Source organism: Clostridium sp., assembly GCF_050717635.1.
Classification (GTDB): Bacteria; Bacillota; Clostridia; order Clostridiales; family Clostridiaceae; genus Clostridium_AD.
Genome location: NZ_JBOITO010000042.1, coordinates 1 through 14,926, shown reverse-complemented (window position 1 = coordinate 14,926; position 14,926 = coordinate 1). Strand labels below are relative to the sequence as shown.

14 protein-coding genes, 1 rRNA gene and 1 pseudogene are annotated in these 14,926 nt (G+C 31.8%); 10 read left to right on the top strand and 6 right to left on the bottom strand.

Annotation, left to right across the window (positions count from 1 at the left end; genetic code table 11):
* Positions 1 to 510 precede the first annotated feature (510 nt).
* The 3 genes from ACREWB_RS21550 to ACREWB_RS21540 are packed head-to-tail and all read left to right on the top strand — an operon-like array spanning position 511 to position 1,487.
* Positions 511 to 927, top strand: coding sequence for a MarR family winged helix-turn-helix transcriptional regulator (locus tag ACREWB_RS21550; protein ID WP_431549533.1), 417 nt, complete (start codon positions 511 to 513; stop codon positions 925 to 927).
* The gene (locus tag ACREWB_RS21545; protein WP_431549532.1) at positions 927 to 1,049 is read left to right on the top strand and encodes a hypothetical protein; all 123 of its coding nucleotides are present in this window, start codon (positions 927 to 929) and stop codon (positions 1,047 to 1,049) included. The genes ACREWB_RS21550 and ACREWB_RS21545 overlap by 1 nt, the downstream gene beginning before the upstream one ends.
* Before the next feature lie 12 nt (positions 1,050 to 1,061).
* Positions 1,062 to 1,487: an NmrA family NAD(P)-binding protein gene (locus ACREWB_RS21540; RefSeq protein WP_431549580.1), complete on the top strand. Its 426-nt coding sequence runs from the start codon at positions 1,062 to 1,064 to the stop codon at positions 1,485 to 1,487.
* Between the two features lie 74 nt (positions 1,488 to 1,561).
* On the opposite strand, the gene ACREWB_RS21535 is transcribed toward ACREWB_RS21540, so the two are convergent.
* Both ACREWB_RS21535 and ACREWB_RS21530 read right to left on the bottom strand, forming a co-directional pair.
* On the bottom strand, positions 1,562 to 1,909 hold the full coding sequence (locus ACREWB_RS21535) for a hypothetical protein (RefSeq protein ID WP_431549531.1): 348 nt from the start codon (positions 1,907 to 1,909) through the stop codon (positions 1,562 to 1,564).
* 17 nt (positions 1,910 to 1,926) lie between these two features.
* Positions 1,927 to 3,054: a cation:proton antiporter gene (locus ACREWB_RS21530; protein WP_431549579.1), complete on the bottom strand. Its 1,128-nt coding sequence runs from the start codon at positions 3,052 to 3,054 to the stop codon at positions 1,927 to 1,929.
* 287 nt (positions 3,055 to 3,341) lie between these two features.
* Here ACREWB_RS21530 and ACREWB_RS21525 point away from each other — a divergent pair, with 287 nt between their 5' ends.
* Positions 3,342 to 4,565: a M20 family metallopeptidase gene (locus ACREWB_RS21525; RefSeq protein ID WP_431549530.1), complete on the top strand. Its 1,224-nt coding sequence runs from the start codon at positions 3,342 to 3,344 to the stop codon at positions 4,563 to 4,565.
* Positions 4,566 to 4,664: 99 nt separating this feature from the next.
* Here ACREWB_RS21525 and ACREWB_RS21520 read toward each other — a convergent pair whose 3' ends face one another.
* Positions 4,665 to 6,050 carry a sodium-dependent transporter gene (locus tag ACREWB_RS21520; RefSeq protein ID WP_431549529.1) on the bottom strand — a complete coding sequence of 462 codons (1,386 nt, stop codon included), beginning with the start codon at positions 6,048 to 6,050 and terminating at the stop codon, positions 4,665 to 4,667.
* 352 nt (positions 6,051 to 6,402) lie between these two features.
* Between ACREWB_RS21520 and ACREWB_RS21515 the strand changes: the two genes are divergently transcribed.
* Positions 6,403 to 8,733, top strand: a complete 2,331-nt coding sequence (locus ACREWB_RS21515; protein ID WP_431549528.1) for a GGDEF domain-containing protein — start codon at positions 6,403 to 6,405, stop codon at positions 8,731 to 8,733.
* Positions 8,734 to 8,944: 211 nt separating this feature from the next.
* Here ACREWB_RS21515 and ACREWB_RS21510 read toward each other — a convergent pair whose 3' ends face one another.
* Positions 8,945 to 9,706 (bottom strand): DeoR/GlpR family DNA-binding transcription regulator, encoded by a 762-nt coding sequence (locus tag ACREWB_RS21510; protein ID WP_431549527.1) that lies wholly within the window; start codon positions 9,704 to 9,706, stop codon positions 8,945 to 8,947.
* 316 nt (positions 9,707 to 10,022) lie between these two features.
* Here ACREWB_RS21510 and ACREWB_RS21505 point away from each other — a divergent pair.
* The 5 genes and pseudogenes from ACREWB_RS21505 to ACREWB_RS21485 all read left to right on the top strand — a co-directional run.
* Positions 10,023 to 10,400, top strand: a pseudogene (locus tag ACREWB_RS21505) (pyruvate formate lyase family protein); the annotation flags it as partial.
* 145 nt (positions 10,401 to 10,545) lie between these two features.
* Complete coding sequence (locus ACREWB_RS21500; protein ID WP_431549578.1) at positions 10,546 to 11,421, top strand: pyruvate formate lyase family protein; 876 nt, start codon at positions 10,546 to 10,548, stop codon at positions 11,419 to 11,421.
* Positions 11,403 to 11,624, top strand: a complete 222-nt coding sequence (locus ACREWB_RS21495; protein ID WP_431549526.1) for a radical SAM family protein — start codon at positions 11,403 to 11,405, stop codon at positions 11,622 to 11,624. The genes ACREWB_RS21500 and ACREWB_RS21495 overlap by 19 nt, the downstream gene beginning before the upstream one ends.
* A gap of 36 nt (positions 11,625 to 11,660) precedes the next feature.
* A complete protein-coding gene (locus tag ACREWB_RS21490; protein WP_431549525.1) occupies positions 11,661 to 12,530 on the top strand; it encodes an SDR family oxidoreductase in 870 nt (289 codons plus the stop codon).
* A gap of 18 nt (positions 12,531 to 12,548) precedes the next feature.
* The gene (locus ACREWB_RS21485) at positions 12,549 to 13,229 is read left to right on the top strand and encodes a fructose-6-phosphate aldolase (protein ID WP_431549524.1); all 681 of its coding nucleotides are present in this window, start codon (positions 12,549 to 12,551) and stop codon (positions 13,227 to 13,229) included.
* Positions 13,230 to 13,293: 64 nt separating this feature from the next.
* Here ACREWB_RS21485 and ACREWB_RS21480 read toward each other — a convergent pair whose 3' ends face one another.
* Both ACREWB_RS21480 and rrf read right to left on the bottom strand, forming a co-directional pair.
* Positions 13,294 to 14,727 (bottom strand): DEAD/DEAH box helicase, encoded by a 1,434-nt coding sequence (locus ACREWB_RS21480; RefSeq protein WP_431549523.1) that lies wholly within the window; start codon positions 14,725 to 14,727, stop codon positions 13,294 to 13,296.
* Positions 14,728 to 14,838: 111 nt separating this feature from the next.
* A 5S ribosomal RNA gene (rrf, locus tag ACREWB_RS21475) occupies positions 14,839 to 14,926 on the bottom strand; the annotation flags it as partial.

The window sequence follows — 14,926 nt, the reverse complement described above, 5'->3', positions numbered from 1 at the left end:
TTTTTTATGTTGTAGCTAACTTTAAATGTACTGTCAATATATTTTATTATACAAAAAAACTCTCGTCTCTATAAAACTATAGAGACGAGAGTTAAACTCCCGCGGTGCCACTCGATTTGTCATATTTACATACGACCACTTTATTGTGCGATAAGGGACACAACCCTTTGTTTTTTAACTTACTATTACGGAATCGGAGGGATTATATTACACACTGATTCTCATAAGCCATCAGCTCTCTTAAGTACAATAATAATCTTAATTTCCATAACTTACATAATATATTTGTTTTATTATTTGAAAAGTTATTCTTTAGAAGATAATATCATTAACTGTAAATAAAGTAAAGTATTATATTTACTTAAGTTTTTACCAGTTTTAACCCCTTAGTGCTTCAGAGAGTTATATACTTTGTTAAAAATATATAAATAGCATAAATTGTTGACAAATATAATTTAAGTTAGTATGCTAATTATATAGTTAGTACACTAATTATGTAAGGAGGCCCATATGCAGAACTTATCTTACCTAATAATTAAGGCATCTAGACATCTCAAAAACAAACTAGACAAAGCACTAACGGAATTTGATATTACCGCTGCGCAGTTCTCAGTTATAATTCAGATATATTCATCAGAGTTGCCAATTACTGCCGCAGAAATATCCCAAAGGCTAGGGTCAGACAGGCCAACTATATCAGGGATTATAAATAGGTTAGAGAAAAAAGGTATAGTGCTTAAGGTTACCAATCCAAAGGATAAAAGATCGTCTTTCCTAGAAATATGTAAAGATTATAATAAGCTAGTTGATAAAATAAAAACAGTAAGTGATGAATTAACAATTGATATATTTTCAATTTATTCAAATGAAGAAGCTGAGAAACTTACAGAAATGATTTGTAAATTAAATGAAGGGACTAAAGAATAATGGTTGAAAAAATTTTATTAACAGGAATAACGGGAAATGTAGGAAGTGACGTAGTTGACTATTTAAAAAGTATAAATAAAGACTTTCTAGCTGGCGTAAGAAACATAAAAAAAAGCATTTAGAAAGATGATTCCATAAAATATGTTAACTTTGATTTTCAAGATATAAACACCTATGAAACTGCTCTAAATGGTGTTAAAAAGGTGTTTTTAGTAAGACCACCACAACTTACAGATGTTAATGGAATATTTATACCTTTTATTCAAAAATGTAAAGAAGCTGGAGTTGAACAAATAGTATTTTTATCTTTACTGGGGGCAGAGAAAAATCCTTTTCCACCACATCACAAAATTGAAAAAGCCATTCTAAAATCAGAAATACCTTACACTTTTATAAAACCTAGTTTTTTCATGCAAAATTTATCCACAACGCATGCAGAAGATATTAAGCTGCGAGATGACTTATTCATACCTTCAGGAAAAGCCAAGATTAGTTTTATAGATACAAGAGATATTGGTGAAATAATTGCCTTTGTTGGAAGTCTAGAAAAAAGAGAGTAGAGAATAATAAAACATCCCATACATAAACCAAGGTTTATGTATGGGATGTTTTATTTTTATAGTCTGGCTACTTTCTAATGTGTATCATACTCTTCATCAAATCCATAGCATTCTAAAATAGGCATTACAAACATAACACCAGTGTCAGGTTCACTTGTAAATTCTTTGCTTATTGTATCTACAACTGATCTAAGTTTAGTTTCACCTCGTATTACGCTTACAATAGTTTTATTGAAGGGCTTAGTTCCTTCAACTAGTCTTCTTATACCTGCAAAAATTGGAATATCAATGTTGCTTTCAAGTAATACACTACCAAGCCCCTGACTATCTATAGTTGTGGCACCACAACCATTTTCATAAAACACCTTAGAAATATCATCTAATTTGTCAATGTTACTTAATATAATAAACACTGCATACATAAGTTATCTCTCCTTAATTAAATATTAGATTCCTTAGCTCTTATTATAACATTTTTAGTTAGTATTGGTCCAACTAACTCTGTAACAATTGTAGTAGCCAAAAGTATTGTTATTACAGTAGAACCGAGTGGCGTACCACTAAATTCTTTACTTACTGTTATAGCTAGACCAATAGCAACCCCGACTTGTGAAAGCAGTCCAAAACCTATATACTTCTTAACCGTTTCAGGTGCTTTTGACAATGTTGCACCAAGCGACGCACCGGAGATTTTACCAATCATCCTAAAAATGAAATAACCAACGCCTATCCAGCCTATTTGTGGTAATAGTGCAATATCTAATCTACAACCCGCTAATATGAAGAAAGCAGCAATAATAGGTGGCGAAAAAGTATCTATATTAAAGAATGCTTTTCGACTGTAAGATGATACATTAGCTACTATTGTACCCAATGTCATGGCTGCAAGTAGAGAAGATAAATTAAATATTGTACATATACCGATTAATAATAATAATGTTCCTGCTACAAAGCCAAGATCTTCTTCTTTATTGCGACAGTTGGCAAGTAAATAACATAGCGCTATTCCTAAAACACAACCTAATCCAAGTGATAATACAATTTCTGCTATTGGATGTACAAGAACCTTAAAAATTGTTATTTGTTGATGTTTTATAAAAACCTTTGCTATAGACGATGCCACAGAGTATATCATAAGACAGATTGCATCATCCACGGCCACAACTCCAAGTAGTGTACTAGTTAATGGCCCCTTAGCTTTACATTCCTTTAAAACCATTACTGTAGCAGCTGGGGCAGTTGCAGATGCTACCGCACCAAGTATTAAAGCAATCGCTATACTATGTGTTAAAAAATACATTGCGATTGTAACTAAGAAAAAAGCCCCTAGAGCTTCACATGTTGCAATAATGAAAATAGACTTACCTAGTTTTTTAATAACTGATACTTCAAGTTCACTTCCGATTTTAAAAGCAATAATAGCTAATGCAAAATCACTAACAAATGATAGCTTATTTATCATATCAGGGTTAACAATATTAAATCCTGAAACTCCAAGAATTAACCCTGCAATTATGTACCCAGCAACAGATGGTATTTTAAATTTATTTACTATTTTACCAAATATAACACCTACAATTAATGCTGTACCTAAACTTATAAATGCATTTATATTAATAATAATGCACCTCCTTTTTTTAAACCCATACCGTCTATTATATTACTTTCGTGTCTATATGTAAATCTTAGTATATCTTTAGATATAAGATATTATCTCCATTAGCTTAGCTGATAGGGGTTTATTAGCCTCATATGCAATAATGCTACACACAACGTAAAAATAGACAACTTTTAGTTTTATTTTCATTGTTTCAACATACCATATATTGAAAGCAATTTTATGGAGACTTCTGTATGGCCAAAATAACTGAAGACACCACATCCTATGACGAAATCACAACACTTGAAACAATTAAATTAATGAAAGAATTGATCTACATACCAAGCCCCTATTTTTTTGAAGATAACATTATGGATTTTACCTACCAATGGTTCATAACTAATCAAATGAAAGCGTTCCTTCATTTATATCATGAATCAAAAACAACTAATTTCATGGGCAAAAATGTTATCTGTGAAATTACTGGTCAGCATGATGGTCCTATTATATGTATAAATTGCCACTTAGATACTGTTAATCTTTGTAGTGGGTGGTCTAAAGACCCCTATAGTGGGCTTTTAGAGGGTGATAAAATTTACGGACTTGGTGCTCTTGATATGAAATCCGGTTGTTGTGCTTCTATGCTTGCTCTCAGAAAGTTTAATGGACTTTACAAAGAATTTAACGGAAAGATTATTGCAACATTTGTTTCTGATGAAGAAGGCCCTTACGGCCTTGGAACAAATGCATTAATTGAAGAAGGATTACTTAAAAACGTGGATTTTATAATAAGTACTGAGCCAAGCGCAGGGTTCAATAATCGTTCTTTTCCAGATGTATCTCTTGGAGCAAGAGGTGGATATGGTCTTGAGGTTGAATTCTTCGGTAAAGCTTGTCATGCAGCGCTACCAACATCGGGTATCAATGCAGCGGTTGATGCCTCAAAATTCATATGTGAATTAGAAAAAATCGATTGTGTTGAAGGATTGTCTTTAGGAAAAGGTGTTGCATGTGTCATTGCTATAGAAAGTAATGGTGGTGCTTGCAGTGTTCCGGATTATGCTAAAGTCAGACTGTTTTGGCACGTTGTCATAGGAGAGGATGAAGAAAAGATAGAGAGTTATATAGTTAGCTCAATTAAAAAAACAAATATTAAAAGCACTTATAAAATCACTTTTAGAGATACCCCTTCAGCCGGTAGCCCAGGCTATTTGCCATATATAGTGCCACGGCAAAATTGCTTTGTTGCTGCCTTCTTAGACTCAATAAAGAATGTTTCTGGCTTAGACGCAAGCATCTCTTATTTTCAATGCATAGGTGATTTTAACCACTTAGGTTCAAACTTAAATGTGCCTATAATTATTTTTGGTGCTGAAGGTGAACATATTCATGGTCCTGATGAATATGCTACCATAAGTTCTATAAAAAAAACAGCCGATATTATCTATGACTTTTTAGTCAAATTACTTACCAAGTAAAATTTAATAGTATATAATGAGCATGTACTTATTGCTAAAAAAATCCAACCTGTAAAAGTTTTTACAGGTTGGATTTATTATATTCAAAATTAACACTATCTATTTTACACTAGCTAAAATCCAATCTAATATGCCAGTGCTTTGTAATAAAATTACAAATATAGCAACAGGCACTACCCATTTAATAAGGAATCCCCAAATGAAGGCGAGAGAAAACTTTACCTTTCCATCATTGGTAGCCTCTGCTATTGCTTTGTCTACACCCCATACCCATCCTATGAATATAGATAGCAGTAACCCTGCCAGTGGCAGAAGGATACTTTCTGCCATGTAGCTCATCGAGTCAAAAAAGTTAAGACCCTTAATAAATACCATATCTGACATAACCGGTCCATTAGCTAATGAAGAAGGTACACCAATAAGGAAAGCAAGAATTGCAAGTCCAATTGTTGCAGTTTTACGTTTCCATCTAAATTCGTCAATACATACTGCCACCGCAGACTCTAATAGTGAAATTGAAGAAGTAATAGCAGCAAATAAAACTAATACGAAGAATAATATAGCAAAGAAGGATCCTAAAGGCATCTTAGCAAATACACCTGGTAATGTTATGAAAAGAAGTCCAGGTCCACCAGCTGGGTCAAAGCCAAGTGCAAATACTGCTGGTAGAATTGTAAGTCCAGCAAGTAGCGCTATTATAGTATCAATCAATGGAATATAAAAAGCACTTTCTACAAGATTTTCATCTTTTGAAAGGTAACTACCGTATGCAATAATAACGCCCATACCAAGACTTAGAGAAAAGAATACCTGTCCTGCCGCTGCTAATATAACAGAGCCATCGATTTTAGAAAAATCTGGTTTTAATAGAAATTCAACACCTTCCATAGCACCTGGAAGTGTAACAGATCTAATCATAATTACAACCATCATTATAAATAATGCCGGCATTAAAATCTTACTAAACTTTTCGATACCACCGCTAATACCACCCATAACTATAAATAATGTTAATGCCATAAATATACCATGGTAAATAATTGGCTGAACTGGGCTTCCTATGAAGGTCGTAAATATACCTTCAAGGGCTCCAAGGTCTGTTGTATTAAATCCACCTGAAAATGCTGTAACGATATACTTTAATACCCATCCACCAATAACACTATAGAATGTTAATATTAAAAATGATGCCCCTACTCCTATAAATCCAACCCATGCCCATTTTTTCTTAACTTTCCTATAAGCACCTACTGCACTTAGCTGTGTATGTCTACCCAGTACAAGCTCCGCCATCATTAAAGTAAAACCTACTAAAAAAAGCATCACAATATAAACAACTACAAAAGCTCCTCCACCATTGCTACCTGCCGTATAAGGAAACTTCCAAAGATTACCAAGACCCACAGCAGACCCTGCAGCAGCAAGAATAAATCCGGTTTTTGAACTCCACTGTTCTCTTTTTGGTTTTTCATTTGTTTTTTTCATGAGTAACCCTCCTACAAAAGTTATTAAATATATTCAATATTTTTACAATTCAACGTAAAAATCGACATAATTCTTCTATAGTATATCTTTTACATTGCAACCTGTCAAGATTTTGAGGGTATTAATTGTAATATTCCTATTATTCTGCATATTAGCTAAAACCCAATTTTCTCCCCATTATTTCCAAGTTCGTTAGTTAGACGTATATTTTTGAAAAAAATTCATTTATTTTAGAAAAACACTGAAAATATATGATTGCTTTTACGATATTTGCTTGCCATAATGTAGTATTTAATGATAAAATTAATATAATTTTCAAATTATTAGAAATCCATTAGGGGGTTATGTAAAGATGAACAATTTATTCCAAAATAGAAGGAAAATAATAGGCGTTTTAATTAACTCTTTTGATGGCTTCTACCAGTCACCTGTTTGTAAAGGAATAAAAAAAATTGCTAAAGAAAGAGATTTTGATGTACTTTTTTTTGCAGGTGGAGCTCTTGAGTCTCCTAATAGGGATGAATCAAATCAGAATGTTATTTACGATTTAGTTAATACAAATAAACTAGATGGATTAATTATATGTCCAGGCTTATTGCTTAATTATATTGGAATTAATAAATTCATTAAATTTTTAGAACGCTATAGATCTATCCCCATAGTAAGTATTGGCATAGATATTAAAGATATTCCTAGCATAATTTTTGACAACAGAGAATGTATGCATTTAATGGTTAACCATTTAATAGAGCATCATAATTATTCTGAAATAGCTTTTATTACGGGGACTTCTTTAAATGCTGAATCAGTTATGAGGTTCGAAGGATATAAGGACGCTTTAAGAGAACATAACATACCTATTGATGATGAGTTAATTGTTGAAGGAGATTTCCATGAATTATCAGCAGCTAAGGCTGTAAATGAGCTTATGGTGCATAGAAATAGAAGGCCACAGGTTATTGCAGTTTCAAACGATGAAATGGCAATCGAAGTATTTTACCGTTTAAAACACATGGGAATTGAAGTTGGAAAAGATATAGCATTAACTGGGTTTGATAATGTAGAATCAGTAAGATCTTTCTCTCCCTCTTTTACTACTATTGAGCAACCTATTTTTGAAATGGCTTCACTAGCTGCTAAATATATAGTTTCAATTTTAGATGGAAATTCGGTACCACAATGTACCTCTTTAAAAGGAAAGTTAATAATACGAGAGTCCTGTGGCTGTTACAATATTATAAAAAATAAAGCACCATTAATATTACCCCATGGGTTAAGTCAGGATACTATGTATTATAGTGATTGTGAAGAACTTGAAAATTACTTAATCACAAACCGATCTTCTATAGTAAATTTAATACTAAGGTCACTTGGGATACCCGAGTCAAAGATATTAGAAGACAACACAAAAATTATTAATTTAGCAAATGCATTTATAAGAGATATGAAAGCTAAAAAAACAGAAGGAGAATTTTTAGAAAGATTTAAAGATGTTTTATTTGATTCCTACATATTAAATAAACACAATTATTTATGGAATGAGGCACTTTATGCTATTCGTAATTTTATATTTTCTCATATGAAAAATTATGAGCTTTTAAGGGTAGTAGAAGAAATCTCTTATTTGGCTAGTGTTTTAATAGGAGACATTATCAATAAAAGAGAGTCCATAAAACACTTTAATTTTAAAAGAATGTATATAGGTACACGTGATATATTGAGAGAATTTAATACTATACCAAACCTTGAGAAATTAACTAAAGTTATTATATCTGCCATGTCCTGGTATGAAATTAAACAATGTTATTTATGTATTTATGATATTCCTGTAACTAGTTTGTTCCACAAGAATTTTAAATTACCGGGCAAGGCTAATTTAATTTTAGGATATAATGAGGGTAAGCTAGCTAATACTCAATATTTGGATACACAAGACATATTACCACCCCAGTTTATGGGCAGTGGAAAAAGAAATGAGCTAATTTTCTTTCCTTTAGTTACAGGTGATTACTATTTTGGATATATTGCCTGGGATATGAATGCATTGGATGAATTTGTTTATGAAACCTTTAGGGAGCAGATTAGTAATACACTAAAAATTCAAATGCTATTTGATGAACGTATAAAAGCAGAAGATCAATTGAATTTAGCTGTTATTGAACTAGAAAAGCGTAATGGGGAATTAAAAAACAATTATGTAATTGATGAATTAACAGGTATCTTCAATAGAAGAGGATTTTATATGCACGGAGGCAGCTTATATAAAGCAGCTGCTATTACTGGTGGTAAAGCTGTTATGTGTTTTGGAGACTTGGATGGCTTAAAGAAAATTAATGATACTTATGGTCATAAAGAAGGTGATGAAGCTATTTTAACGGCAGCACTTCTACTTAAGGAATCCTTTGGACCAGATGATATTGTCTCTCGTATTGGTGGCGATGAATTTACCATAATCGCAGCAAATAAATCTACTGAAGATGAAATTAATGGGATTTTACAAAATATTAAATTTAATTTTGACAAATATAACGCCATTGCTAAAAAACCATATAAGTTATCTATTAGTTTAGGATTTTCAGTTTATTCTCCTGACAAATTGCTTAGTTTCGACCAATTAATTCAAGCTGCAGACAAAGAGCTTTACAAGCAAAAGAAAATTATGAAATTAAAATTCTTTCAATAAAAGGGTATCTTCGAATTGTCTAATTCAAAAATATCCTTTTATTAAAATTCTATTCTATTTTAGACTGTTTACATGTACCACAACTTTATCAATTAGTTGATTAGTTTTTTTTACGACATCACTCAATGATGTGGAGATTATATTTCATTTATTAACCTATACTTAAAATAAAAAAGAGCAATAAACTTTATTGCTCCCTCTTCACTACTTTTTAAATCAAATCTATGTTTACTTTTTCTAGCTCCATACAGATTTTTTCATCCGGCTTTTCATCTACAATAATTGCATCTATATCATATATATCTGCAAATTTATATGTTCCATCATATTGGAATTTTTTATTTTCCATCACTAGATAAACTTTTTTTCCAGAATGAATAATAGCTTTTTTAGTATTACCATCTTCCACATCGAACGTTGTAACACTTTTATCAAACATATTTACTCCACAGCTTCCTATAAATGCCCTATTTACTTTGTGCCTAGATATAATCTCTATAGCTGTTGACCCTACAAATCCATTTAATTCTTTATCATATACCCCTCCAGTACTTATTACATCTACATGTCCGCAATTTGAAAAGATTTTAATAGTATCTATCATATTAGTTATAACTAATAGTTTTTTATTACCTTTTGCAATTTTCTCAGCAATAAGTATATTGGTGGATGATATATCTAAAAAAATTGTTTCACTTTGTTGTATAAGTTCAAAAGCCTTTTCTGCAATTTTTTGTTTACCCTCTAAATTAATATTCTTTCTAATTAAAATATCATTATGTGGAGCTGCCTGTCTAATTAATACTCCACCTCCATAAGTTCTTTTAAGTATTCCTTGCTTTTCTAAGATTTTCAAATCTTTTCTTATACAATCCTCTGTTACATTGAAACTTTTACTTAGATCCTTTACGACTACCTTTTGATTTTCATTTAACTTATCAATAATTTTTTCGATTCTTTCCTCTGCAAACAAAGTATCTCCACCTTACCTTATAGAATGTGTACATATATAATGTATAGCAAACTATTATTTTTTTATCAGATTCTTAAATCATTTAATATGAACCTTTCTATTCCTTTGTCTAAAAAAACAATTAAATATTATTATAATAAGCATTGAATTATTCTTACTTCCATTATACAATAAGAGCAAACAATAAACAATGATAGAAAACAATAATTAATAAGGAATCATAATAGACTATGGTATCATAAAAAAATAACCAAATATTCTTTACAAAGGAGGTAAGTAATTTGACTAATAATAGAATTCAAAACTTAAAAGTGAACTCTTCGAAAACAAAAGAGAAGTATCCCTTGAAATAGCTCTATTGTATACAGAAAGCTATAAAGAAACTGAAGGCCAAAGTTCAATTATTAGACGAGCGAAAGCAACCACACACATTTTAAAGAATGTAGAAATATCTATAAGAGATGAAGAACTTATAGTTGGTAATAGAACTCCAAAGCCTAGGAGTGGAATCATTTCTCCTGAAATGGATCCATACTGAATTAATGATGAACTGGATACATTAGAGAGTAGACCACAAGATTCTTTCTTTATATCAGAGGAAGATAAAAAAAACTATAGAGAAGTTCTTTATCCTTATTGGACCGGTAAATCCCTTAAAGACTTACTCCCGAAGTTCGCATTCCTGTGGATTTAGATATTTTCAAGCTCAATCAAACTGATAAAGGTCAAGGGCATATAATTCAGAATTTTGAGAAATTATTAAACAGTGGCTTAGGTCAGATAATTAATGAAACGTTATTACTATCTAGAAATCACCCAGAAAGTGGTTTCTATGAAGCATCAATAATTGTCTAGAAACTGGTAAAGATATAACCTATGGTGGTGCAAAATACAATTTTTCTGGTGTTCAAGGTATTGGTATCGCGAATTTAAGCGATTCTCTTTATGCTCTAAAGAAGATTGTTTATGACGAAAAAAGAGTTTCGTTGAGTGTTCTAACAAAGGCTCTAGAGTGTAATTTTGAGGGCGTAGAAAATAAAAAACTTAGAGTTCGCTTGATTAATAAGTATGATAAATTTGGGAATGACAATGATGAAGTAGATAACCTTGGTGCAGAAATTCTTAGATATTACGCAAAAGCAGTAGAAAAACACGTAACTCCTAGAGGTGGAACTTTTGTACCTGGTTCTTATACCGTATCTGCTCATATCCCCCTTGGAAAAGCTGTAGGTGCAACTCCTGATGGACGTAAGTCTGGTGAACAACTTGCAGATGGTGGGTTGTCCCCTATGGTAGGTCGGGATGTTCTTGGTCCTACTGCAGTGCTCAAAAGCGTAAGTAAATTAGATAACTACTTAACAACAAATGGAAGCCTATTAAATGTTAAATTCAGTCCTAAAACTTTAGAAGGCGAAGAAGGAATTCATAAATTATGTGATTTTTTATATGCTTTTATGAAGCTAAAAAGTTTAGGTATAAATACTGCAATAGAAACTAGTGGCCAAGAGAATACCCAAATCCTTATTGAACTAGCAACATATTTAGATTTAATCTTATTTGATCTTAAAATAATGGATGAAGAGAAATCTAAAGTAATACTTGGAGCACATATAAATCTAATAAAAAATAACATTAAAACCTTGGTTTACATGAATAAAAAGGTTATACCAAGAGTACCTCTCATTCAAGGTATACCATGGATTATGAAAATATAAAAGAGATAATTATATTTGTTAAAAGTTTAAACCTGACCGAGATTCACCTTCTACCTTTTCATCAGTATGGAAGCAATAAATATAAATTGTTAAATATAGACTATAAACTTATAGATATAGACATTCCTTCCCATGAAGCCATAGAGCAAACAGCAAATGAAATGAGATATAATGGTCTTAATGTGGTAGTTGGGGGGGTGTAATTAGAAAATTGAAAATTCAAAAGATGAGGTGTTAAAATGAAAAAAATATTATTAACAGGTGGAAATGGTTTTTTTTGTACACGATTTACTGAAAAATATAAAAACACATATGAAATTCTCTCAGCAAGTTCATCCTTCCTTGATATTACTGATGAAAAAAAGGTAGCTGAAACTATTAAAAACTTTAATCCTAACTATGTTATTCATGCAGCTGCTAAAGCAAATACAAAATTTTGCGATAAAAATCCAGACCTTGCATATAAAATTAATGTTACAGGAGCTTTAAACGTAGCAAAAGCTTGCAAACAAGTACAGGCAAAAATGATATTTCTTAGTACTGAACAAGTTTTTAATGGCAATATGGAAAGTGGTCCATATACAGAAGAATCTACTCCTTTCCCTAATACAATGTATGGAAGGAATAAACTTGAAGCTGAAGGCTTATTAAAAGAAGTGTTAGATGAACTTTGGGTTATAAGATTCACTTGGCTATTTGGTGTTCCTGAGCGAAATTGTGGTATGTCCCCTAATATACTTTGGGGTACCCTAAGTGATATTTTACAAGGCAAAAGAATAAAGGTTACAACAAACGAGTATAGAGGCCTAACTTATGTTCATGAAGTTGTAGACCAATTCCCAATGATATTTGAAATTCCTTATGGTACTTATCATGTTGGAAGTCATAATAGTTTAAGCCGTTATGATATATGCTCCTTAATATTTAAAGAAGTGGGTTTAGAACATAGAATAAATGAATTATTAGAAGCCGACACAGAAAAATATAAAGAACATACTAGAGATGTAAGGTTATGTACTGATAAAATTAAAAGCTATGGCCTAAAATTCTCAGAGTCAACAGATGGAATTAAAAAATGCTTAAGTGAATTTAAAATAAAATTATTATAAAGTAAGGGAGAGATAATTATGTTATATATAATTGATACTGCAAATTTAGAGGCTATAGAAAGGGCTTACAACTTTTACCCTATGGCTGGTGTTACTACTAATCCAACAATCATTTCCAAAGAAAACAAAGACTTTTTAGATATTTTAAAGGGTATCAGAAAAATTATAGGTAATGAGTCAATGCTTCATGTTCAAGCTGTTAGCTTAACTGCTGAAAAAATGGTAGAAGAAGCAGAATATTTAAATAGCGTAATCGGTGGAAATCTTTATGTTAAGATTCCAGTTATACCTGAAGGAATAAAGGCAATGAAAATACTGAAACAAAAGGGTACAAAAACAACTGCTACAGCAATTTTCACAGCTCAGCAAGCTCTTATGGCAGCTGTGGCTGGAGCTTCCTTTGTTGCTCCTTATGTTAATAGAATAGATAATATTAGTGGTGACGGAGTAGATGTAGTAGCTCAAATAGTTCAATTGTTTGAGCAATATGACATAGATTCTAAAGTTTTAGCTGCTTCTTTTAAAAACGTACAACAGGTACACAATGTAGCTCTTGCAGGTGGACACTCTGTAACTGTGAATCCAGAGATATTAGATGCAATGATTAATCATCCTCTTACTGATTGGAGCGTGGATCAATTTACAAACGATTGGGAAAGTGTATATGGCATAGGAAACACAACCTTAGATGTTAAATAATCTCTTCAAAGAAAACCAACCTGTAAAAACTTTTACAGGTTGGCTTTCTTTCATAATATAACCTTTATATATTTGCTTTACTTACCGTTCTAAGTCTCCCTTTAATTGGTGTGCTTTGTAACTGCTGATACACCAACTCGCCTTTATTATTTAGTATTTCTACAAAGGTAGATACGTCAACTATATTGATGATTCCTATATCATCCTTTGTCATACCAATAATACTGCAAAGTGTACCTACGATATCTACCGCCCTCATCTTTGTCTTTTTACCAGCATTAATATGTAGTTTAATAATTTCTTTACTTAGCTCAGCGCCTTTAGTTTCTTTAATTTGTGGCATTTTGTTCATTTTCTCAACAAATTCTATTTTGGAATTATTTACAATTTCTACTGAAGGTCTTTCCTTTAAAATAATCTCTTTTCCTATAAATTTATGTATATCATTTAAAAACCTATTTTCATTCTGAGAAACGAAAGTTATTGCATGACCTAATTTTCCTATGCGCCCAGTCCTTCCTATCCTATGAACATAACTTTCCTTGTCTTCCGGTATATCATAATTAATTACTAGTGTAATGTTATCTATGTCTATTCCTCTAGCTGCAACATCTGTAGCCACTAGATATCTAAAATACCCCTTTTTAAAATCATTCATTACTCTTAATCTATCACTTTGTTCCATTCCACCATGTATTTCCTTACAAGTATACTGGAGACTCGCCATCTCATCATAAACTTCATCTACCTTTAGTTTTGTATTGCAGAATATAATACAACTATCAGGGTTTTCTACTACTGTTATATCTCTTAATAGTTTCATTTTATCTGGTTCATTCACAGTATATCTCTCTTGTAATATATTATCTTCAGCTTTATTTGCTTCCTCTATTTCAATATGTATAGGCTTTTTCATGTATTGGTTACGTAAAGTCTCTATGTCTCTAGGCATTGTAGCTGACAATAAAACCGTCACGCGTTCTTTAGGTAAGCCGTTTATTATTGTTTCTATTTGTTCTACAAATCCCATATTAAGCATTTCATCAGCTTCATCTATTACAAGATATTTTATGTTTGAAGTATCAATTGTACCTTTCTCCATGTGATCTATAACACGACCAGGTGTTCCTACTACAACATGTGTCTTTTGTTTAAGTTCCTTTTTTTGATCATAGAAAGGAGACTTACCATATATTGCGGCTACTTTAAGCCTTTTAAATCTACCTATATTAAATATATCTTCTTTGACTTGAATAGCAAGTTCTCTTGTTGGTGTAAGCACTAATGCTTGAGGTTTATTTTCTTCCCAATCTACCAGTTCACAAATAGGAATAGCAAATGCTGCAGTTTTACCACTTCCGGTTGGTGACTTTACTACTATATCCTTTTGAGCGAGTACAGCCGGTATAACCTTTCTCTGCACCTCTGTTAAATCTTTAAACTTTAACATACTAATTGCTTTTAGCAACTCGCTGCTTAACTTATAATCTTTATCCATTTGATCATCTCATTTCTTATATTTTATTAGTGAATATAATAACATCCAATCATCTATCCTATATTAACGAAGAAAAAACCGCTAAGTCTAAACTTAGCGGTTTTTTATATTACCTGGCGACAACCTACTCTCCCACAAGGTCACCCTTGCAGTACCATTGGCGCATTGAAGCTTAACCTACCTGTTCGGTATGGGAAGG